This window comes from Streptomyces sp. cg36, from assembly GCF_041080675.1.
Classification (GTDB): domain Bacteria; phylum Actinomycetota; class Actinomycetes; order Streptomycetales; family Streptomycetaceae; genus Streptomyces.
Genome location: NZ_CP163520.1, coordinates 1,734,906 through 1,755,388, shown reverse-complemented (window position 1 = coordinate 1,755,388; position 20,483 = coordinate 1,734,906). Strand labels below are relative to the sequence as shown.

Here is a 20,483-nt window from a genome sequence, read left to right as displayed (position 1 = left end):
AGGGCCGGCCGTCCCCGGGACCCGCGCGAACGACCCCGATTGAGAAGAAGAGAGCCACTCATGGACTTCCTTCGCCCCGCCAGCTGGGAGGAGGCGCTCGCCGCCAAGGCCGAGCACCCCACGGCTGTGCCCATTGCGGGTGGCACCGATGTGATGGTCGAGATCAACTTCGACCACCGGCGGCCGGAGTACCTGCTGGACCTGAACCGCATCGAGCTGCTGCGCGCGTGGGAGGTCGGCGAGGAGACCGTACGGCTCGGCGCGTCCGTGCCGTACACCCGGATCATGGAGGAGCTGCGGGCCGAGCTGCCGGGCCTGGCGCTCGCCTCGCACACCGTCGCCTCGCCGCAGATCCGCAACCGCGGCGGTGTCGGCGGCAACCTGGGCACCGCCTCCCCGGCCGGTGACGCCCACCCGGCGCTGCTCGCCGCGGGCGCCGAGGTCGAGGTGGAGTCGGTGCGCGGCTCCCGGCTGATCCCGATCGACGAGTTCTACACCGGTGTGAAGCGCAACGCGATGGCGCCGGACGAGCTCATCAAGACCGTCCACATCAAGAAGGCGGACGGCCCCCAGCAGTACTCCAAGGTCGGCACCCGCAACGCGATGGTCATCGCGGTCTGCGCCTTCGGCCTCGCGCTGCACCCCGAGACCCGCACGGTCCGCACCGGCATCGGCTCGGCCGCCCCGACCCCGGTCCGGGCCAAGGCCGCCGAGGAGTTCCTGAACGCCGCGCTCGACGAGGGCGGGTTCTGGGAGAGCGGCAAGATCATCACTCCTTCGATCGCCAAGCAGTTCGCGGAGCTCGCCTCCGCCTCCTGCAACCCGATCGACGACGTACGAGGCACCGCCAAGTACCGGCGGCACGCCGTGGGCATCATGGCCCGCCGCACGCTCGGCTGGACCTGGGAGCAGTACCGCGGCACCGGCCGCTCGCTTGAAGGAGCTGCATAACCATGCGCGTCAATTTCACGGTCAACGGCCGCAAGCAGGAAGCCGACGACGTATGGGAGGGCGAGAGCCTGCTGTACGTCCTGCGCGAGCGCATGGGCCTGCCGGGTTCGAAGAACGCCTGCGAGCAGGGCGAGTGCGGCTCCTGCACGGTCCGCCTGGACGGCGTGCCGGTCTGTTCGTGCCTGGTCGCGGCCGGTCAGGTGGAGGGCCGCGAGGTCGTCACCGTGGAGGGCCTGGCCGACTACGCCCAGCACCGCCAGGACGCCCACCCCGGCGGCGGCTGCGCCTCCGGCGCCTGCGGCACCTCCCTGGACGCGGCCCAGCGCTGGCAGGCCAAGCCCGCCGACGGCCGGACCGGAGAGGCGGGCGCGCTCTCCCCGATCCAGCAGGCGTTCATCGACGCCGGCGCCGTGCAGTGCGGCTTCTGCACCCCCGGCCTCCTGGTCGCCGCCGACGAGCTCCTGGAGCGCAACGCCTCCCCGTCCGACCAGGACATCCGCGAGGCACTCTCCGGCAACCTCTGCCGCTGCACCGGTTACGAGAAGATCCTCGACGCGGTCCGCCTCGCGGCCGCCCGTCAGGAAGAGGCGGTCTGACGATCATGGCCACCACCGGCACCCCCACCAACATCACCCAGGGCTCCAAGACCAAGGGCGGCATCGGCGAGTCGACGCTGCGCCCGGACGGCACCCTCAAGGTCACCGGCGAGTTCGCGTACTCCTCGGACATGTGGCACGAGGACATGCTCTGGGGCCAGACCCTGCGCTCCACGGTCGCCCACGCCGAGATCAGGTCGATCGACATCTCCGAGGCCGTCGCGATGCCCGGCGTCTACGCCGTGCTGACCTACGACGACCTGCCGACCGAGGTGAAGAACTACGGCCTGGAGATCCAGGACACCCCGGTCCTGGCCCACGGCAAGGTCCGCCACCACGGCGAGCCGGTGGCGCTGGTCGCCGCCGACCACCCGGAGACCGCGCGCCGCGCCGCCGCCAAGATCAAGATCGACTACGCCGAGCTGCCGGTCATCACGGACGAGGCGTCCGCGACCGCCCCCGACGCGGTCCTGGTCCACGAGGGCCGCGACGACCACCACATCGGCCATGTGCCGCACCCGAACATCGTGCACCGCCAGCCGATCGTGCGCGGCGACGCCGACGAGGCCGCCAAGCGCGCCGACGTCATCGTCAAGGGCGAGTACACCTTCGGCATGCAGGACCAGGCGTTCCTCGGCCCCGAGTCCGGCCTCGCCGTACCGTCCGAGGACGGCGGCGTCGAGCTGTACGTCGCCACCCAGTGGCTGCACTCCGACCTCAAGCAGATCGCCCCCGTCCTCGGCCTGCCCGAGGAGAAGGTCCGGATGACGCTCTCCGGCGTCGGCGGCGCCTTCGGCGGTCGCGAGGACATCTCGATGCAGATCCACGCCTGTCTGCTGGCGCTGCGCACCGGCAAGCCGGTCAAGATCGTCTACAACCGGTTCGAGTCCTTCTTCGGCCACGTCCACCGCCACCCGGCGAAGCTCTACTACGAGCACGGCGCCACCAAGGACGGCAAGCTCACGCACATGAAGTGCAAGATCGTCCTGGACGGCGGCGCCTACGCGTCGGCCTCCCCGGCGGTCGTCGGCAACGCCTCCTCGCTGAGCGTCGGCCCGTACGTGATCGACGACGTCGACATCGAGGCCATCGCGCTCTACTCCAACAACCCGCCCTGCGGCGCCATGCGCGGCTTCGGCGCGGTCCAGGCGTGCTTCGCCTACGAGGCCCAGATGGACAAGCTGGCGGCGAAGCTGGGCATGGACCCGGTGGAGTTCCGTCAGCTCAACGCCATGGAGCAGGGCACGATCATGCCGACCGGCCAGCCGGTCGACTCCCCGGCCCCGGTCGCCGAGCTGCTGCGCCGCATCAAGGCCCGTCCGCTGCCGCCCGAGCAGCAGTGGGCGACCGCGGGCGAGGCGGCCGACGTCCGCGCGCTGCCCGGCGGCCTCTCCAACACCACGCACGGCGAGGGCGTCGTACGGGGCGTGGGCTACGCGGTCGGCATCAAGAACGTCGGCTTCTCCGAGGGCTTCGACGACTACTCCACCGCCAAGGTCCGCATGGAGGTCGTCGGCGGCGAGCCGGTGGCCACCGTGCACACCGCGATGGCGGAGGTCGGCCAGGGCGGTGTCACCGTCCACGCGCAGATCGCCCGCACCGAGCTCGGTGTCACCCAGGTGACCATCCACCCGGCCGACACCCAGGTCGGCTCGGCCGGTTCCACCTCGGCCTCGCGCCAGACGTACGTCACCGGCGGCGCGGTCAAGAACACCTGCGAGCACGTCCGCGAGGCCGTGCTGGAGATCGGCCGCCGCAAGTTCGGCTCCTACCACCCGGCGTGGGCGACCGCCGAACTCCTCCTGGAGGGCGGCAAGGTCGTCACCGACGGCGGCGAGGTCCTCGCGGACATCGCGGAGGTCCTGGAGGACGAGTCGGTGGAGCTGGAGCTGGAGTGGCGCCACCGGCCCACCGAGGCGTTCGACCTGCGCACCGGCCAGGGCAACGGCCACGTCCAGTACTCCTTCGCCGCGCACCGCGCGGTCGTCGAGGTGGACACCGAGCTCGGCCTGGTCAAGGTCGTCGAGCTGGCCGTCGCCCAGGACGTCGGCAAGGCGCTCAACCCGCTGTCCGTCGTCGGCCAGATCCAGGGTGGCACCACCCAGGGCCTGGGCGTGGCGGTCATGGAGGAGATCATCGTCGACCCGAAGACCGCGAAGGTGCGCAACCCCTCCTTCACGGACTACCTCATCCCCACGATCCTCGACACGCCGACCATCCCCGTCGACGTGCTCGAACTCGCCGACGAGCACGCCCCGTACGGGCTGCGCGGCATCGGCGAGGCCCCGACCCTGTCGTCCACCCCGGCCGTCCTCGCGGCGATCCGGAACGCGACGGGTCTGGAGCTCAACAGGACCCCGGTCCGCCCCGAACACCTCACGGGCACCGAGTCGTCCTGACCCCCTGAACCCTCCGGGCGGTGCGCCGCGCCCAGGAACGTCACACTTCCCCGCCCGCACCGCCCGGAGCACAGGAGTACCGCACCGCTCGCGGTCCTTCACCCCCACCACCGGCACCACCCGCACCATCACCGGCACCACCAGGCAGTACCCGAATGACCAGCACCAACCCCGTACCGCGGTACCGCCACCGGTACCCCCGCGCTACGCGGAAACGTTCGTCTCGGGCCGTCCCCCGGGTCGTGCAGCCCACGCACCATCCCAAATCCCGCAGCTTGTCCGACTGAGATCTCAAGTCTTATGCGGGTGCCCCTTTGAACCTTGGGAGTAGGCACCATGACCCAGCAGTCTGTGGAGCCCAAGACCACCGCCGAGGAGGCGGGCCCCGGCTCGCGCGTCCCCGCCGGAAGGTCCTGGCTCGACCGGTACTTTCACATAACGGACAGAGGATCCACGGTCGCGCAGGAGGTGCGCGGCGGCATCACCACCTTCATGGCGATGTGTTACATCCTCCTGCTCAACCCGCTGATCCTCTCGACGCCCGACGTCGACAAGCACACCCTGGGCCACGCCGGCCTGGTCACCGCCACCGCCCTCGCGGCGGCGGCCAGCACGCTCCTGATGGGCTTCATCGGGAAGGTGCCCCTCGCGCTCGCCGCCGGCCTGAACGTCTCCGCGGCCCTGACCACCCAGGTGGTCCCCAACATGACCTGGCCGCAGGCCATGGGCATGTGCGTCATGTACGGCGTGGTCATCATGCTGCTGGTCGTCACCGGCCTCCGCGAGATGATCATGAACGCCATCCCGCTGCCCCTCAAGCACGCGATCACCATGGGCATCGGCATGTTCGTCGCCCTGCTCGGCCTGGTGAAGGCCGGGTTCGTCGGCAAGGGCCAGGGCGGCCCCGTCACCCTCGGCGCCACGGGCGAGCTGGTCGGCTGGCCGGTCCTCTTCTTCGCGGTGACCCTGCTCCTGATCTTCGCCCTCCAGGCGCGCAACATCCCCGGCGCGATCCTGATCGGCATCGTGACCGGCACGGTCCTCTCGCTCGTGGTCACCAAGGCCGCCGGTCTGACCGACAAGGACTGGGGCGGTCTCGCCCCCGGTCTGAAGGGCAGCGCGGTCGCCAAGCCCGACTTCGGCCTCTTCGGGGACGTCGAGTTCGGCGGCTGGGGCCAGATCGGCGCCATCAGCGTCGGCATGATCGTCTTCACCCTGGTGCTGGCCGGTTTCTTCGACGCGATGGCCACCATCATCGGCGTCGGCCAGGAGGCCAAGCTGGCCGACGACAAGGGCCGGATGCCGGGCCTGTCCAAGGCGCTGTTCATCGACGGCGCGGGCGGCGCGATCGGCGGCGTCTCCGGCGCCTCCGGCCAGACCGTCTTCATCGAGTCCGCGACCGGCGCCGGCGAGGGCGCGCGCACCGGCCTCTCCTCGGTCGTCACCGGCCTCTTCTTCGCGGCCTGTCTCTTCTTCACCCCGCTCACCCAGCTGGTTCCGGCCCAGGTGGCCGCCGCCGCGCTGGTCGTGATCGGCTCCATGATGATGAGCGCGGCCAAGCACGTGGACTGGAACGACCGCTCGGTGTCGATCCCGGTGTTCCTCACCGTGGCCCTGATGCCGTTCACGTACAACATCACCGCCGGTGTCGGCGCGGGAGTCATCTCCTACACCGTCATCAAGGCGTCGCAGGGCAAGTGGCGGGAGATCGGCGGGTTCATGTGGGCCCTGTCCGGCATCTTCCTCGTCTACTTCGCGCTCAGCCCCATCGAGAGCTGGCTGGGCGTCAAGTAGGCCACGACAGGGCGTACGACCGGACGCCCTCCATCATCCGCTCGTGAAGGAGACCGAACATGCTGGACATCGCCGAAGAGCTCAACCGGTGGGTCGAGCAGGGCCGTGCCTTCGCCGTCGCCACCGTGGTGGCCGTCGGCGGCAGCGCGCCCCGGCAGCCGGGTGCGGCCCTCGCCGTCGACGACGAGGGCACGGCGATCGGTTCGGTCTCCGGCGGATGCGTGGAGGGCGCGGTCTACGAGCTGTGCCAGCAGGCCCTGGCGGACGGCGAGCCCGTCCTCGAACGCTTCGGCTACAGCGACGAGGACGCCTTCGCGGTCGGTCTGACCTGCGGCGGAATCATCGACATCCTGGTCACCCCGGTGCCCGTCGACTCCCCGTCCCGGGAGGTGTTCGCGGGCGCGCTGCGGGCGGCGGCCAAGGACGGGGCCGCGGCGCTGGCCCGGATCACCGAGGGCCCGGCCGAACTGGTCGGACGCCCGCTCCTGGTCCACCCCGACGGTACGTACGAGGGCGCCCTCGGCGGCCACCCCGAGCTGGACCGGACGGTGGCGGGCGAGGCCGGCGCCATGCTGGACGCGGGCCGCACCGGCACCCTGACGCTCGGCGCCGACGGCCGGCTGTGCGGCCGGCCGATCACGGTCCTGGTCGAGTCGAGCGTCCCGCCCCCGCGCATGATCGTCTTCGGCGCGATCGACTTCGCGTCCGCGCTGGTGCGGGTGGGCAAGTTCCTCGGCTACCGCGTCACGGTCTGCGACGCGCGCCCCGTGTTCGCCACCGCGACCCGCTTCCCCGAGGCGGACGAGATCGTGGTGGAGTGGCCGCACCGCTATCTGGCCTCGACGCAGGTCGACTCCCGTACGGTGCTGTGCGTCCTCACCCACGACGCCAAGTTCGACGTGCCCCTCCTGGAACTCGCCCTGCGGCTGCCGGTCGCCTACGTGGGCGCGATGGGCTCGCGCCGTACGCACGAGGACCGCAACGCACGGCTGCGCGAGACCGGCGTGAGCGAGCTCGAACTGGCCCGCCTGCGCTCCCCGATCGGCCTCGACCTGGGCGCCCGTACGCCGGAGGAGACGGCCCTGTCGATCGCGGCGGAGATCGTGGCGAACCGGCGCGGGGGGAGCGGGGTCTCGCTCACGGGCGCGCACACCCCGATCCACCACGACGGGCCCGAGGGCACGGTCGGGCGCATAGGGTCGGTGGCCTAGCCCGCGGACCGCGCCCGCGGACCGCGCCCGCGGTCCCCGACGGTGGTCACGCCTGCGGGGACGTCGGCGCGTCGCCCAGCCCCGTTCGCGCGTACAGCACCACCCGGCCGCCGGACAGGCGATCGTCGGCGGCTCGTCCGGTCCGACGGGGCTGACGGCGTGCGTGGCGAACGGCGTCGGCACCAGCCAGAACCCGCGCCCCCGCACCGCCGCCCCCAGATGCAGATCGCGGTGGACGAAGAGGGTGAGCTCGCCGTCGCGCCACACCGCCGTCGGATCGAGCGAGGTCAGCAGGGCGGCGGTGCCCTGCTGGGCGAGGAGCCGCGCCCGGTGGACCATGTCGGCCTCCAGGACGGCCCGCATCCTGGGCCAGTGCGGGGCCACCGCCACCTCCCAGTACCCCTCCACCGCCTCCGCGACCGCGTCCCGCAACGCGCGCGGAGCCGGGGCGAGTTCGGCAAGGCGCGGCGGCAGCGCACGGCCCGCGTACGCCGTGCGCACGTCGGACAGGGCCTTCTCCGGCGGGGTTTCGCGCACCCGCCGCAGCTCGTCGCGCACGTCCGGCAGCGGCGAGGCGGGGCGCGGGGTGATGAAGTCCGGTATCCAGCCGGTGTCCTCCACCGCCGGATCGGCCAGGAGCGCGGTGTCCAGGCCGTCGGCCGCGGCCGGCGCGGCCCGCGCCCGCCGCACCCACGGCAGGTGCGGCGCGTACTGGTCGGCGCGCCGCAGCGCCCACAGGCTCGTCGCCGTCTCCAGCAGCGGTGAGCAGGCGAAACGCATGTCGGCGAGGTCGTCCACGCCGAGTCGGTAGCTGAGCGTTGAGCCCCGGCCTAAATGTCTCCCCCCGCGCGCCGGAAGGGCGTTGGCTGGGGACATGTCCTCCACCTCTTCCGGGGTGGCAGCCCTGCTGCCGCCCCGCGGTCCGCTGCGCGCGTACGCCCTCACCACCCTCGTCGACTGGATCGGCAACGGCCTCTTCCACACCGGCGCCGCCCTCTTCTTCACCCGGGTCGTCGGCCTCGGCGCCGCCCAGGTCGGCCTCGGCCTCACCCTCGCCGCCCTGCTCGGCCCGGCCGTCGCGGTACCGGCCGGGCGGCTCGGCGACCGGTTCGGCCACCGCCGGGTGTATCTGGCCACCGTGCTCGTACGGGCCGTCGCCTTCGCGGGCTATCTGCTGGTCGACGGCTTCGCCGCGTTCCTCGCCGTGGTCTGCGCGATCGCCCTGGCCGAGAGCGCCTCGCGGCCGGTGCGCAGCGCCTATCTGGCCCGGATCGCCGACAGCACGGCGCTGGTCGCGGCCAGCGCGTACACCAGGGTGATGCTCAACATCGGCTTCTCGCTGGGCAGTCTGGGCGCGGGCGCCGCCCTCGCCGTCGACTCCCGCGCCGGGTACGCGGCGCTGGTCCTCGGCAACTGCGCCTCGTACGCGATCGTCGCCGCCGTCGTGCTCCGCATGCCCGAAGGGGCCGAGCCGCGGACCGGCCCGGCGGCGCCCGCCCGGCCCGCCGCCCGCCGCGGCGCGCTGCGCGACCGCCGCTTCCTCGCCCTGGCCGCCCTCTCCGGGCTGCTCTACGTCAACGCCGACCTCCTCAACCTCGGCCTGCCGCTGTGGATTTCGGCCCGTACGCAGGCGCCCGCCTGGTCGGTCGCGGCGCTCATGCTGCTCAACACCGCGCTGGCGATCCTGCTCCAGGTGCGGGCCGCGCGCGGCAGCGACACCGTCGCCGGGGCGGCCGGGGCGGGCCGCCGCGCGGGCTGGGCGCTGCTCGCCGCCTGCGCGGTGACCGCCTCCACGGCCGCGCTCCCGCCGGTGGCCGCCGTCCTGGTCCTGGCGGTCGGGGTGGCCCTGCTCACGGCGGGCGAACTGCTCGCCTCGGCGAGCGGCTGGGGCCTGTCGTACGGCCTGGCCGACCCGCGCCGCCAGGGCGAGTACCTGGGCGCCTGGAGCCTCGGCTCCGACCTGGCGCGGGCGGGCGGCCCGCTGCTCGTGGCCACCCTGGTCACCAGCGGGGGCGCGCCGGGCTGGCTGCTCCTGGGCACCCTGTTCCTGGCGGCGGGCACCCTGACGGTCCCGGTGGCGGCCCGGGCGGCGCACCGGCCGGCCGGGGCCGCGGCGGTGGCGGATCCGGTGGGATGAGACGGGGTCGGGGGCCGGACGCGGCGGGCCGTGCGCGGCCCGCCGACCGGCTCGTCCAGCGGCGTTGGTCCTGCTCGAAATAGGGATGACCGCCCGATTCGGCCGGGTTAGTGTCGTGGAATGGATCAACTGCGATTCCGCGATGTTCCCGATGCCCACGTCGACCGCGCCCTCGACCTCGGCTATCTGGCCTTCCACGAGCAGCCCGCCGACGAGGCGATGCGCAAGTACCACCGCGAGGCCCTGCTCGACTGCGACCGGGTCGGCGCCTACGACGGGGAGACCCTCGTCGGCTTCGTCGCCGCCTTCCGCTTCGGCCTCACCGTGCCCGGTGGCGAACTGCCCTGCCCCGGGCTCACGTTCGTCTGCGTCGCCCCCACCCACCGCCGCCGGGGCGTCCTCACCGGCATGGTCCAGGAGCTCTTCCGGCGTCTGGCGGCCCTGGGCCGCCCGATCGCCGCGCTGTGGGCCTCCGAGGCCGTCATCTACGGGCGCTTCGGCTTCGGCGCGGCCACCCACGGCACGGTCGTGGAGATCGACTCCACCCGTCCGCTCGCCCTGCGCATCGACCCCGACGAGGGCCCGCTGCGCCTGGTCGACGCGGCGGACGTGCCCGCGCTGATCGGCCCGTACTACGAGCGGTCCCGCTCCCGCCGGGCCGGGCGGATCGGCCGGGACGAGATCCGCTGGCGCAAGGAGTGGCTGGCCGAAAAGGACGAGGACGACGAGGAGCTGGGCCCGCCCAGAACCGTGGTGCTGGGCGCCGCGGACGGCTCGCCCGCCGGATACGCGATCTACCGCACCAAGGGCGGCGACGGCGTCCCCGGCGTGGTCCGCGTCGACGACCTGGACGCCGACACCCCGGCCGGGGCGGCGGCGCTGTGGCGGTATCTGGCCGCCATCGACCTCACCGGCCGGGTCCGCCGCTGGGGCGGCGCCCCGGACGACCCGCTGCTCCACTTCGCCGCCGACCGCGACCAGGTCAAGGTGGTCCAGCACTACCCGGCGCTGTGGCTGCGCCTGCTCGACGTCCGGGCCGCGCTCACGGCCCGCGCCTGGGCGGCCCCGGTCGACCTGGTGGTCGAGGTGCGGGACGCGACCGTCCCGGCCAACGCGGGCCGCTTCCGGCTCACCGTGGCACCGGGCGCGGACACCGCCTCGTACGAACCGGCCGACGCGCCCGCCGACCTCGCGCTGGACGTGCGCGACCTGGCCGCCTGCTACCTGGGCGGCACCGACCCGGCCGTGCTCGTGGAGGCGGGGCTGGTCACCGAGCACACGCCGGGCGCGGCCGGGGCCCTGGCGGCGGCGCTGCGCACCGGCCGGCTGCCGCACACGGTCGACGGTTTCTGAGGCGGGGCGGCCGGGCCCCGGCCGGCGGGGCTACGCGTCGGGGTCCGGGGGAGTGTCGGACGTCGTCGAGTACGGCTTGATGTCGAGGACCGGGGTGCCGTTCACCAGGTCGACGCCGTCGAAGTGCAGCTCGTTTCCGGTCACTTCGCGGATGCGGACCAGGCTCAGGCCGATGCGGTTGTGCCGGTTGGGCGTACGGGTGGCGTAGACGCCGGTCGTGCGCCCGCTCTTCTCCCAGCCGCGCGGCACCACCTGGAGCGGTGCGGTCTCCTCGTCGGTCTGGTCGTGCAGCCAGGTGAGCAGCCAGACGTACCCGCCCGGGGCGAGACCGTCGAGGCCGCCCGCGTACGGCTCGAACACCGTGACGCGGCCCTGGTCACCGTAGGCCAGGGTCGCCTGCGGGGGTGTCTCCTGGGGGCGGGCGAAACCGGTGACGACATAGCCGATCGGCGACAGCGGCACGACCGCGTCGGCGGCGAGGTGGGCGGGCGGGTGGGACACCGGACATCTCCTCGGACTCGGGACCACGGCGATCCGGGCGGGCCGTGACAACCAATGCTGACCCGGCGCGGGCCGTGCGAAACGCGCCGGTCGTGCGCGAAAGCATCAAGACAGATGCCTGACAATCAATAACGCTGACAATATAGTGGGCAGCCGGGAAGTACGGCCCGGGTCGACGGGCCGGTACGAGGAGGCAGCCCCGTGAGACTGAGCCCGCCGTTACCCGAACCCCCGGGCATAGCCGCCGCCGTGCTGTGGCTGCCCACCCGCCGCCTGGACGCCGAGGAGGCGGTCACGGCCGGGCGCCTCGACCGGGAGACCGCCGACCGGCTCGGCTACCGGTCGCTGACCGAGAGCCCCGACCGGGCGGCCCCCGAGATGGCGGTGCTCGCCGCCCAGAAGGCGCTCGCCGACGCGGGCTGGTCCGCCGACGACCTCGGCCTGGTCGTCCACTCCTGGATCTACCACCAGGGCCACGACTTCTGGTCCGCGCCGCACTACGTGGCCCGGGCCGTCGGCGCCCGCCGCGCCACCCCGCTCGGTGTGCAGCAGACCTCCAACGGGGGCGTGGCCGCCCTGGAGACCGCCGCCGCCCGCCTCGCCCTCGACCCGTCGGTCGACCGCTGTCTGATCACCACCGCCGACCGGTTCGTGGAGCCCGGCTTCGACCGCTGGTCCGGCGACATCGACGTGGCGTACGGGGACGCGGCCACCGCCCTGCTCCTGGACCGCGACGCCGGCCCGTACCGGCTGCTCGCCGTCTCCTCGGTGAGCGCCCCCGAGTACGAGGTGCTCTACCGGGGCGACGACGCCTTCACCCCCGCCCCGCGCAGCGCGTACGGAACGGTCAGCGCCCGCCGCACCAAGCTGGCCTTCCGGGCGGGCGGCGGCTGGCCGAAGTTCGTGGCCGTACTGCGCCGCTCGGTGCAGCGCGTGGTGCTCGACGCCATCGCCGACGCCGGACTCACCCCCGCCGACCCCCGGCTGCGCCACCTCGTCCTGCCGCGCCTGAGCACCGGCGCGCTCACCCAGTTCTACGGGCCCTCCGTCGAGGAGCTGGCCCTGCCGCACGCGGAGATCCTCGACCTGGGCCGCGAGACCGGGCACCTCGGCGCCGGGGACCCGGTGGCCAACCTCGCCGCCCTCCAGGCGGACGACCGGCTCGCACCGGGCGAGGTGGCGCTGTTCCTGAGCGCGGGCAACGGCTTCACCTGGTCGTGCGTCGCGATATCCCACGAGTAGATCGTCCGCGTCACACCTTCCGGGCGCGGAACGTCTTCCTTTTCCGAACGTCTTCCACAGTGAGAGGTGCAGTCGCGTGACGATGCGAAACGAGGCCCTGGTCATCGGCGCCGGAGTGGCCGGGCTGACCACGGCCGTATGCCTGGCGGAGCAGGGGTACACGGTCCGGGTCGTCGCCGAGCGGGCGCCCCGGCAGACGACCTCGGCGGTGGCCGGGGCCATCATCGGCGGCCCGGCGATCGCCGACGCGGCCGAGGCCGAGGCCAAGTTCGCCCCCACGGCGATCACCCGGCCCTGGCACCTGGCGAGCCTGGCCGAGTTCACGGCGCTGGCCAAGCAGCCGGACACCGGCGTGCACCTCACCCGGGGCCGCCTGGTCAACCGGCGCCCCGAGGGCGGCCACGAGTGGGCCGCGCACCTGCCCGGGTACGAGCCGTGCGGGGAGGCGGACAGCGCGGGCTTCCCGGTGGCCTTCCGGGTCGACCTGCCGACCGTCGACATGCCCGTCTACCTGGAGTACCTGGCCGCCCGGGTGATCGCCGCCGGGGGCAGCGTCGAGACGGGCCAGGTGGCCTCCCTGGAGGCCGCCGCCGCCGAGGCGCCGCTGGTGGTCAACTGCACCGGCGTGGGGGCGCGCGCGCTCGCCAACGACCCGAAGGTCTTCCCGGTCCGGGGCCAGCACGTGATCGTGGAGAACCCGGGCATCGAGGAGTTCTTCTTCGAGCAGAACCCGGGCCCCGACTCGACCGGCTTCTTCCCGCACGGGCGGCGCCTGGTGTGCGGCGGCACGGCCGAGCGCGAGGTGTGGAGCATGGACCCGGACCCCGCGCAGACCGAGGAGATCCTGGCGCGCTGCATCGCCGTGGAGCCCCGGATCGCCGGGGCCGAGGTCACCGGCGTCGAGATCGGCCTGCGCGCCTCCCGGCCGCAGACCCGCCTCGAAGTGGAGCCGCTCGGCTCCGCCCGAGTGATCCACAACTACGGGCACGGCGGCATCGCCGTCGGCCTGTCCTGGGGCTGCGCCCAGGACGTCCTGCGGCTGGCGGTCGGCGGTGCCACCGCGGAAGTCGTGTCATGAAACCGGCCCCGGCCGACGGCCCCGGCCTGGAGACCCTCTCCCCGGGCGCGACGGCCCTGCTGCGGAAGCTGGACGCCCTCTTCGAGGGCTGGGGGACGGACACCGGCGCGGCGCCCATGATCATGCCACCGCTGCTGCCGGTCGCCGCGCTCGCCCGCCTCGACGTGTACGACAACTTCCCGCACCAGGCGCTGGTGGTCAGCACGCTCGACCTGACGGACCATCAAGAAGGCTTGCGTCCGGAGGAGTTCGGCCCAAAGCGGCTGGAGCCCGCGCGCTTCGGTCTGCCGTCCGCCGCCTGCTTCGCGGTCTATCTGCACCACGAGGGCCGCGCGCTGCCCGACGGCACCACGGTGACCGTGCTGGGCCGCTGCTTCCGCAAGGAGGAGCGGTACGAGGGGCTGCGCCGGCTGCTCGGCTTCCACATGCGCGAGGTCGTGGCGCTCGGCTCGCAGGAGTTCACCCAGGAGCACCTGCTCCGGTTCGAGGAGCGCGTCCTGGAGCTGGCGCGCGGGCTCGGTCTGAAGATGACCAAGGAGGCGGCCACCGACCCGTTCTACGACCGGGGCGGCCAGCGGGCGCTGCTCCAGCGGCTCTCGCCGGTCAAGCACGAGTTCCTGGTCGACGGCCTCGCCGTCGCCTCGGTCAACGTCCACCGCAACTTCTTCGGCGAGCGCTGCCGCATCACCCTGGCCGACACCGGGCAGGCCGTGCACACCAGTTGCGCCGCGTTCGGCCTGGAGCGCTGGCTGTCGGTCCTGTACGCGCGCCACGGCGGCTGGGACGCGGCGGTGGAGGCCGTGGCCGAGGCGGGCGCGGCGCTGGGCGGGGGAGTCCGGTGAGCGCCCGGTCCGCGGGGCTCGCGGAGGTCGTCGCCTGGATCGGCAGGCGGCACCCGGAGGCGGCCGGGATCGGCCCGGAGGACGACCTCATCGAGAGCCGGCTGATCGACTCCCTGGGGTTCTTGGAGTTCATCGTCCTGATCGAGCGGCTCAGCGGGCGGCCCGTCGACATCGAGACCCTCGACCTCGACGACTTCCGCTCGCTGAACCAGATCGACCAGGTCTTCTTCAGCGGGCCGTCGGGTCGTAGCTCGGCGGACTGATCAGCGGGTACACCTCGAAGTCCAGATGCAGCCCGGCGGGGCTGCGGTAGAGCAGCTGCATCAGCTGCTCGTGCGACTCCACGTCGTAGACGTTGAGCCCCGCCGAGGCGCCCACCAGGATCCAGCGGTGTTTGATCAGCCCCTTCTCCTCCAGCTCCTGGGTGTACTGGAAGCCCTCGGCCAGCTTCTGCTGGAACTCCTCGATGCTGATCCCGACCGGGGCGCGCTTGGCTATCACCGCGAACAGTGCCATCGACATCTCCTTGGACGTGGAACCTTGAACGGGCAACGGATGACGGACATCGGGGTGGTGGCGGCGCTCGACCGGCCTGTCGGACAGGTCAGTTGAGCGAGTGGGGCGCTTCCTGGTCCACCGGCGGCCCCGGCATCCGCATGGCCCGGTCGGAGCGGGCGAACCGGGCCCGCGCCACGGTGCCGACGAGGGCCACCGGCACGGTCGCCGCCGCCGCGATGCCGAACAGCAGCCCGAAGTCGCCGCGCCCCGCGAGCGGGCCGACGGCGGCCGTGCTGATGGCCGCGCCGGTGAACACCGAGCAGGCGATGAGCGCGGTGGCGCTGCCGCGCACCTCGGGCGCCGCCGCCTCCAGGATCCACGCCTGGAGCGCCGACTGGCCGACCGCCAGGGCGAGTCCGGCGAGCGCGCTGGCGACCAGGATGCCCGCCACCGACTGGGTGAACGCGGCCGTGAGATAGCCGACGAAGAGCAGCCCGGTGCCCCAGCCGAACATGCCGGCGCCCGTCGCCCGCGCGTCGACGGCCCGCACCACCACACTGCCGCCGATGGCCGCCACGCCGTACGCACTGGTCACCAGGCCCGACATCAGGACGCTGGAACCGTGCTTCTGCAGGGCCGCGTTGAAGAAGTTGAACAGGCCCATCATCGCCGCGCCCTCGACGAAGGTGAACGGGATGAAGAAGCGGAACCAGCCGTCGCCGAGCACCTGCGCGAACCGCTCGCGCACGCTCGGGCCCGCCGCCGCCTTCACCCGGCGCTCCTCCGGCAGGCGGGCGTACACCAGCGACAGCAGTGGCGCCGCCACGGCCGGGATCAGCAGGGGGGAGCGCCAGTTCAGCAGATCGGCGAGGATGCCGGCGACGACGGTCGCCGAGGCCGCGCCGACCGCGCTGGAGGACATCAGGGCCGCCATCGTGCGCTGGCGGCGCTCCATCGGGATGTGGTCGCCCACATAGGCGACGGTCACCGGGATGAGGGCCGCGGCGAAGCCGCCCGCGAGCGCGCGGCCCGCGATCAGCAGGGCGGCGTTGGGGGCGAGGGCCGCCGCCAGGTCCGCGAGGCCGAGGCCGAGCAGCGCGGTGCGCAGCACCCGCACCCGGCCCACCCGGTCCGAGACGGTCCCGTGCACCGGCTGCATGATGCCGACCATCGCCAGATAGCCGGTGAGGGCGAACGTGACGGTGCCCAGGCCGACGCCGAAGTCCTTGGAGACCGGGACGAGCACGGGGTTGATGACGACGAGGTCGAAGTCGAGCAGGAAGAACCCGGTGCACAGGACGGCCACCACGCCCCGGTCCGAGAGTCCGTGCCGCCCGGCCGCCGAGAGGCCGCGGCCCGTCACCGGGCGACCGCCCGCACGGCCACGCACGACCAGCTGAACCCGCCGCCCAGGCTGAGCAGCAGGGCCACCTCGCCCTCGGCGAGCCGCTTGTCGGCGTCGAGGACGGCGAGGTTGGCGGCGGAGTCCCCGGCGCCCAGATGGCCGGTGCCGCCGCCCAGGTTGAGGATCTCGGCGTGGCGCAGCCCGAGCCGCTCGACCGCCGGGTGGAAGAACTCCTCCAGCGGGCCCGCGCCCAGCCGGGGCAGCGCCAGGAACCGCACGCGGGGGTCGTCGGGGGCCAGCCCGGCCTCGGTGAGCGCGGTGTGCACGGCTTCCAGGACCGCCTCCACGAGCGTCGCGGCGAACCGGGGCTCGGCGCCCGAGGCGACGAACGCCCGCTTGGTGCGCCGTACGTCCACCCGCGGCAGGGTGCGCGGCATGCTGCTGAACTCGTCGTCGCCGCGGTGCATCGTCTCGTACTCCGAGCGGGCGACCGTCGCGACCGAGAGCAGCTCGTACGGGCCGTGCTCGCGGTCGAGGAGCAGGGCCGTGCCCGCGTCGCCGTAGACCAGCTCGTAGTCGCCGAGCCAGCGGTCGAAGGCGGGCGGCAGGAAGCGGTCCGCGGTGGTGACGGCGGCCCGTGCCACGCCGGGGTCCGCGATCATCCGGGCGGCGGCCACTTCGAGTGCGGCGGCTCCGCCGTTGCACATCTGCTGGATGCCGATGGCGGTGGCGGTGGAGGCCCCGATGTGGTGGGCCACGTAGTTGGCGGGGGACCAGAAGTCGTGGCCCTGGTGGTAGGTCCAGGCGTGCGTCACCAGATCGACGTCCGCGCCGCTCCAGCCCGCCGCCGCCAGCGCGTCGGCGGCCGCGAGGACGGCCATCTCCGGCGGCGCGTGGTCGGGGCTGACGGTGACCTCGCGGTAGCCGAGCCGGGTGGCCGTCTCCTCGTCGACCCGCCCGGCCGCGAGCGCGGCCTCGGTGGTGTCGCGCCGGTCCGGGAGCCAGAGCGCCGCGGCCGAGATCCGCAGGGGCGTGGATAAGGGTGGGGACAGACGCACGGGTCCTCCCGGATGGGCCCCGGAGGGCATCGTCAGTGATGCGGATTATCAGCGTGAGTCTTCTCCACCCCGGGATGCCGCGTCAAGGGCCGAAAGGCGCAAGTCGCGCCCGGTTCCGGCGCCGCCGCGCGCCCCCGTCCCGGCCCGTCCGGGCGGTACGGGCGCCCGCCGTGAGCGGAGTGCGAGCGGCCCGGCGGGCGCGGCGTACATCATGGGCCCGTCATCTCCGGTTATGGACGGGTATGCCGGAACCCCGCGCCGGCGGCCGATTGTGCGCGGTCCCGGCGGCGGCCCCCGCCCCGGACCGGCCGCCCCCGCCCCGTGATCGGGTCGGCCGCCCCGGCGCGCCCAGGGCCTCCCACCCGCACGGGGGCCGCCGCCCGGCGGGCAAGTGTGCAACTCCGGGGAATAGGAGCTTCCGGCGGGACTCCTGTGTTACACAGGTCACAACTCGCCCCGTACTGGCGAGAGTTGACCGGAACAGCACGCATTTACCCGTCCGCCGCCACGGCGGAGTGTCGATTACACAGAGGTGATGCATGGAAGACCTGGCCGGCACCAAGAAGACCGACTTCGCCCTGAGCGCCCAGGAGATCGAACAGTTCCACCGGGACGGCTACATCGGCCCGTTCGACCTGTACGAGCCCGGCGAGATGGAACAGAACCTGCGCGCCCTGCGCCCCAAGCTGCTCAACACCCGGCGTGCGATCTACGGCCAGGAGAAGGCCGTCTCGGGCGTCACCAACCTCGCCAACTACGACCGCCACCTCGACGTCGACTTCCTGGCCGGCCACATCACCCGCCCCGAGATCGTCCACCGGGTCGCCAGTCTGCTCGGGCCCGACGTGCTCTGCTGGCGCACCGAGTTCTTCCCCAAGTACCCCGGCGACGAGGGCACCGACTGGCACCAGGCCGACAACTTCTCCAACGTCGCGGGCTCCAAGCACCCCCAGATCGTCTGGCCCGAGGACTCCGAGTTCGGCGGCACCATCACCGTCTGGTCGGCGTTCACCGACGCCAGCGTGGAGATGGGCTGCCTCCAGTTCATCCCCGGCTCGCACCGGACCATGAACTACGACGAGTCCAAGGTCATGACGTACGACGCGGACTCCATCGGCAAACTGGAGAAGTCCGGAGTGCGCCGCGGCTTCTTCGGCTACGACTACCGCCAGCTCCAGAAGGACCCGAACTGGAGCCCCGACGAGTCCAAGGCCAAGTCGATGGTGCTCAAGCAGGGCCAGTTCATCGTCTTCTGGTCCACGCTGATGCACGCCTCGCACCCGCACGCGGGCCTCACCGACGACATGCGCCTCGGCTACGCGGCCCGCTATCTGCCCACCCAGGTGCAGGTCTACCCGTTCTCCGACGCCCTCCAGGAGTTCGGCGGCGAGGCCAGCCTCGACAAGTTCGGCTGCGTCATGGTCAGCGGCGAGGACACCCACGGGCACAACCGCTTCGTCGACCGGACCGTCAACGGCACCCCCTTCCTGGCCGACCGCTGACCGCCGCCGCGGCCCGGCCGCGCACGGCGCCGACCCGCACCGAGGGGTGGCTGTGCTGGAACGACCGACCAGGATCCGACTCACCGGCACCGACGAGGCCCTGGCCCTGCACCGCCGGATCAACCGCACGGCCGACGCGTATCCGCGCGACGCCTCCGTGCCCGCGCTCTTCGCCGAGAGCGTGGCGCGCGCACCGGACGCGCCCGCCGTGGCGCAGGGCGGACGCACGTACACCTACCGCGAGCTCGATCTGCTCTCCAACGGGCTCGCCCGGCGGCTCCTCGCCGAGGGCTTCGCCCCGGGCGCGGCCGTCGGGGTGTGCGTGGCGCGCTCGCCCGAGCTGATCGTCACCCTGCTGGCGGTGCTGAAGTGCGGCGGGGTCTATCTGCCGTTCGACGCGGGCTGGCCCGACGAGCGGCTGCGCACCCTGTTCACCGACGCCGACTGCCGCTGGGTGCTGACCGACCGTCACGATCTGTTGTCCCGGCGGCTCGACCACTGCCAAGTGCTTTCGGTGGAAGCGGAGTTGACGCCGTACGCGTTCGCGCCCGCCATCCAGGTGACGGGTGATCAACTCGCGTACATCAACTTCACCTCGGGCTCCACCGGCAGGCCCAAGGGGGTGCCCATCCGGCACCGGGGCATCGCCCGGCTGGTCCTGGGCGCCCGGTTCGCGCCCCTGGACGCCCACAGCCGGCTGCTCCAGCTCGCACCCGTCACCTTCGACGCGGCGACCTTCGAGATCTGGGGCGCGCTGCTCAACGGCGGTACGTGCGTGCTCTACCCGGAGGGACTGGTACGGCTCTCCCGGCTCGGCCGGGTCCTGCACGAACACGGCGTGACGGTCGTCTTCCTCACCACCGCCCTGTTCAACGCGGTGATCGACGAGGCACCCGACGCGCTCGCCGGCACCCGGACCGTCCTCATGGGCGGCGAGCTCCACTCGATGCCGCACGTGGCCGCCGCGCTGCGGGCGTACGGACCGGGCCGCCTGGTCCACGTCTACGGCCCGACCGAGGCCACCACCTTCGCCACCCACCACCCCGTCGACCACCTGGACGAGGGCTCCGGGCTGCTGCCCATCGGCCGCCCGATCCAGAACACCCGGCTCTACGTGGTCGACGGCGACACCCTGTGCGAGCCGGGCCGCACCGGCGAGATCTGGCTGGCGGGCGACGGCCTCTCGCCCGGCTACCTGGGCGATCCCCGGCTGACCGCCGACCGGTTCGTCGAGCGCGTGATCGACGGGACGGCCGAACGGCTCTACCGCACCGGCGACCACGGCTACCTGCTCCCCGACGGCTCGCTGGTCTTCCAGGGCCGCGAGGACGACCAGGTCAAGATCAACGGGTTCCGGGTGGAGCTCGGCGAGGTCGCCCACCACCTCGACCGCCACCCCGGCGTCCGGCGCAGCCACGTCACCGTGAGCACCGCGCGCGGCGAGAAGGCGCTGGTCGCGTTCGTGGTCACCGACGACCCGGCCGTCACCCCGCTCGCCCTGCGCCACCACCTGCGGACCCGGCTCCCCGCGTACCTGGTCCCGGCCCGCATCCATCTGTGCGAGGCGCTGCCGCTGACCGCCACCGGAAAGGTCGACGGCCGCGCGCTGCTCATCGCGTACGACAGCCACACCCCACCGCCCGCCACCCCGGCCGCACCGCGGCCGGTGGGCTCGCGGGACTGACCAGAGGAGAAGAGGACGATGAGTTCCCAGGACGTGCAGGCGGCGCCGGGCACCCCGCCCATGACCGCGACCGAGGAGGCGATCGCCGAGATCTGGCGCGGTCTGTTCGGCATCACCGAGGTCGGTGTCGGCGACGACTTCTTCGAGCTCGGCGGCAACTCGCTCACCGCCATCAAGTTCCTGTCCCGGGTCGAGGAGCGCTTCGCCGTGGACGTGCTCCTGCCCGAGACGCTGTACGAGGACGCCAGGCTGAGCAGTCTGGCCAAGGCCGTCGACGAGGCGATGGCGTAGG

At 73.0% G+C, this 20,483-nt stretch carries 19 protein-coding genes; 15 read left to right on the top strand and 4 right to left on the bottom strand.

All coding sequences use genetic code 11. The features are described 5' to 3' along the window. Positions 1–60: 60 nt before the first annotated feature. The 8 genes from AB5J87_RS07850 to AB5J87_RS07815 all read left to right on the top strand — a co-directional run bounded on the left by AB5J87_RS07850 (position 61) and on the right by AB5J87_RS07815 (position 10,441). Positions 61–951: a xanthine dehydrogenase family protein subunit M gene (locus AB5J87_RS07850; protein ID WP_369375446.1), complete on the top strand. Its 891-nt coding sequence runs from the start codon at positions 61–63 to the stop codon at positions 949–951. A gap of 2 nt (positions 952–953) precedes the next feature. Beyond that, on the top strand, positions 954–1,547 hold the full coding sequence (locus AB5J87_RS07845) for a (2Fe-2S)-binding protein (RefSeq protein ID WP_369375444.1): 594 nt from the start codon (positions 954–956) through the stop codon (positions 1,545–1,547). 5 nt (positions 1,548–1,552) lie between these two features. Continuing rightward, entirely contained in the window at positions 1,553–3,946 is a 2,394-nt protein-coding gene (locus AB5J87_RS07840; RefSeq protein WP_369375442.1) for a xanthine dehydrogenase family protein molybdopterin-binding subunit, read from the top strand. 336 nt (positions 3,947–4,282) lie between these two features. Continuing rightward, the gene (locus tag AB5J87_RS07835; RefSeq protein ID WP_369375440.1) at positions 4,283–5,740 is read left to right on the top strand and encodes an NCS2 family permease; all 1,458 of its coding nucleotides are present in this window, start codon (positions 4,283–4,285) and stop codon (positions 5,738–5,740) included. Between the two features lie 59 nt (positions 5,741–5,799). Beyond that, entirely contained in the window at positions 5,800–6,951 is a 1,152-nt protein-coding gene (locus tag AB5J87_RS07830; protein WP_369375438.1) for an XdhC family protein, read from the top strand. A 244-nt stretch (positions 6,952–7,195) separates the two neighbouring features. Beyond that, positions 7,196–7,762 carry a hypothetical protein gene (locus AB5J87_RS07825; protein ID WP_369375436.1) on the top strand — a complete coding sequence of 189 codons (567 nt, stop codon included), beginning with the start codon at positions 7,196–7,198 and terminating at the stop codon, positions 7,760–7,762. A gap of 63 nt (positions 7,763–7,825) precedes the next feature. Continuing rightward, a complete protein-coding gene (locus AB5J87_RS07820; RefSeq protein WP_369375434.1) occupies positions 7,826–9,088 on the top strand; it encodes an MFS transporter in 1,263 nt (420 codons plus the stop codon). A 120-nt stretch (positions 9,089–9,208) separates the two neighbouring features. After that, positions 9,209–10,441: a GNAT family N-acetyltransferase gene (locus AB5J87_RS07815; protein ID WP_369375432.1), complete on the top strand. Its 1,233-nt coding sequence runs from the start codon at positions 9,209–9,211 to the stop codon at positions 10,439–10,441. Positions 10,442–10,471: 30 nt separating this feature from the next. On the opposite strand, the gene tsaA is transcribed toward AB5J87_RS07815, so the two are convergent. Beyond that, positions 10,472–10,942, bottom strand: a complete 471-nt coding sequence (tsaA, locus tag AB5J87_RS07810; protein ID WP_369375430.1) for a tRNA (N6-threonylcarbamoyladenosine(37)-N6)-methyltransferase TrmO — start codon at positions 10,940–10,942, stop codon at positions 10,472–10,474. A gap of 201 nt (positions 10,943–11,143) precedes the next feature. Here tsaA and AB5J87_RS07805 point away from each other — a divergent pair, with 201 nt between their 5' ends. From AB5J87_RS07805 to AB5J87_RS07790, 4 genes are all read left to right on the top strand, one after another. Then, positions 11,144–12,184 (top strand): ketoacyl-ACP synthase III family protein, encoded by a 1,041-nt coding sequence (locus tag AB5J87_RS07805; RefSeq protein WP_369375428.1) that lies wholly within the window; start codon positions 11,144–11,146, stop codon positions 12,182–12,184. 82 nt (positions 12,185–12,266) lie between these two features. Beyond that, positions 12,267–13,262: an FAD-dependent oxidoreductase gene (locus AB5J87_RS07800; RefSeq protein WP_369383428.1), complete on the top strand. Its 996-nt coding sequence runs from the start codon at positions 12,267–12,269 to the stop codon at positions 13,260–13,262. Then, positions 13,259–14,104 (top strand): hypothetical protein, encoded by an 846-nt coding sequence (locus AB5J87_RS07795; protein WP_369375426.1) that lies wholly within the window; start codon positions 13,259–13,261, stop codon positions 14,102–14,104. The genes AB5J87_RS07800 and AB5J87_RS07795 overlap by 4 nt, the downstream gene beginning before the upstream one ends. After that, positions 14,101–14,367 (top strand): acyl carrier protein, encoded by a 267-nt coding sequence (locus AB5J87_RS07790; RefSeq protein ID WP_369375424.1) that lies wholly within the window; start codon positions 14,101–14,103, stop codon positions 14,365–14,367. The genes AB5J87_RS07795 and AB5J87_RS07790 overlap by 4 nt, the downstream gene beginning before the upstream one ends. Here the strand turns inward: AB5J87_RS07790 and AB5J87_RS07785 are convergent. From AB5J87_RS07785 to AB5J87_RS07775, 3 genes are all read right to left on the bottom strand, one after another. Then, entirely contained in the window at positions 14,333–14,620 is a 288-nt protein-coding gene (locus AB5J87_RS07785) for a muconolactone Delta-isomerase family protein (RefSeq protein ID WP_369375422.1), read from the bottom strand. The two genes, AB5J87_RS07790 and AB5J87_RS07785, sit on opposite strands and share 35 nt — an antisense overlap. A gap of 88 nt (positions 14,621–14,708) precedes the next feature. After that, on the bottom strand, positions 14,709–15,965 hold the full coding sequence (locus AB5J87_RS07780; RefSeq protein WP_369375420.1) for an MFS transporter: 1,257 nt from the start codon (positions 15,963–15,965) through the stop codon (positions 14,709–14,711). Next, positions 15,962–17,005, bottom strand: coding sequence for a 3-oxoacyl-[acyl-carrier-protein] synthase III C-terminal domain-containing protein (locus AB5J87_RS07775; protein WP_369375418.1), 1,044 nt, complete (start codon positions 17,003–17,005; stop codon positions 15,962–15,964). Before AB5J87_RS07775 ends, AB5J87_RS07780 begins: the two co-directional genes overlap by 4 nt. 539 nt (positions 17,006–17,544) lie before the next feature. On the opposite strand from AB5J87_RS07775, the gene AB5J87_RS07770 reads away from it, so the two are divergent. From AB5J87_RS07770 to AB5J87_RS07760, 3 genes are read left to right on the top strand one after another with little or no spacing between them, the layout of a single operon-like run. Next, a complete protein-coding gene (locus AB5J87_RS07770) occupies positions 17,545–18,507 on the top strand; it encodes a chlorinating enzyme (RefSeq protein ID WP_369375416.1) in 963 nt (320 codons plus the stop codon). Between the two features lie 52 nt (positions 18,508–18,559). Beyond that, positions 18,560–20,191 (top strand): amino acid adenylation domain-containing protein, encoded by a 1,632-nt coding sequence (locus tag AB5J87_RS07765; protein WP_369375414.1) that lies wholly within the window; start codon positions 18,560–18,562, stop codon positions 20,189–20,191. 18 nt (positions 20,192–20,209) lie between these two features. Further along, the gene (locus AB5J87_RS07760) at positions 20,210–20,482 is read left to right on the top strand and encodes a phosphopantetheine-binding protein (protein ID WP_369375412.1); all 273 of its coding nucleotides are present in this window, start codon (positions 20,210–20,212) and stop codon (positions 20,480–20,482) included. Position 20,483: the final 1 nt, after the last annotated feature.

What these genes read in the sequence shown, in the direction of transcription:
- AB5J87_RS07795 (WP_369375426.1), top strand. Translation starts at nt 13,259, where the DNA reads ATGAAACCGGCCCCGGCCGACGGCCCCGGCCTGGAGACCCTCTCCCCG.
- AB5J87_RS07845 (WP_369375444.1), top strand. Translation starts at nt 954, where the DNA reads ATGCGCGTCAATTTCACGGTCAACGGCCGCAAGCAGGAAGCCGACGAC.
- AB5J87_RS07785 (WP_369375422.1), bottom strand. Translation starts at nt 14,620, where the DNA reads ATGGCACTGTTCGCGGTGATAGCCAAGCGCGCCCCGGTCGGGATCAGC.
- AB5J87_RS07800 (WP_369383428.1), top strand. Translation starts at nt 12,267, where the DNA reads ATGCGAAACGAGGCCCTGGTCATCGGCGCCGGAGTGGCCGGGCTGACC.
- AB5J87_RS07760 (WP_369375412.1), top strand. Translation starts at nt 20,210, where the DNA reads ATGAGTTCCCAGGACGTGCAGGCGGCGCCGGGCACCCCGCCCATGACC.
- AB5J87_RS07815 (WP_369375432.1), top strand. Translation starts at nt 9,209, where the DNA reads ATGGATCAACTGCGATTCCGCGATGTTCCCGATGCCCACGTCGACCGC.
- AB5J87_RS07835 (WP_369375440.1), top strand. Translation starts at nt 4,283, where the DNA reads ATGACCCAGCAGTCTGTGGAGCCCAAGACCACCGCCGAGGAGGCGGGC.
- AB5J87_RS07770 (WP_369375416.1), top strand. Translation starts at nt 17,545, where the DNA reads ATGGAAGACCTGGCCGGCACCAAGAAGACCGACTTCGCCCTGAGCGCC.
- AB5J87_RS07840 (WP_369375442.1), top strand. Translation starts at nt 1,553, where the DNA reads ATGGCCACCACCGGCACCCCCACCAACATCACCCAGGGCTCCAAGACC.
- AB5J87_RS07820 (WP_369375434.1), top strand. Translation starts at nt 7,826, where the DNA reads ATGTCCTCCACCTCTTCCGGGGTGGCAGCCCTGCTGCCGCCCCGCGGT.
- AB5J87_RS07850 (WP_369375446.1), top strand. Translation starts at nt 61, where the DNA reads ATGGACTTCCTTCGCCCCGCCAGCTGGGAGGAGGCGCTCGCCGCCAAG.
- AB5J87_RS07830 (WP_369375438.1), top strand. Translation starts at nt 5,800, where the DNA reads ATGCTGGACATCGCCGAAGAGCTCAACCGGTGGGTCGAGCAGGGCCGT.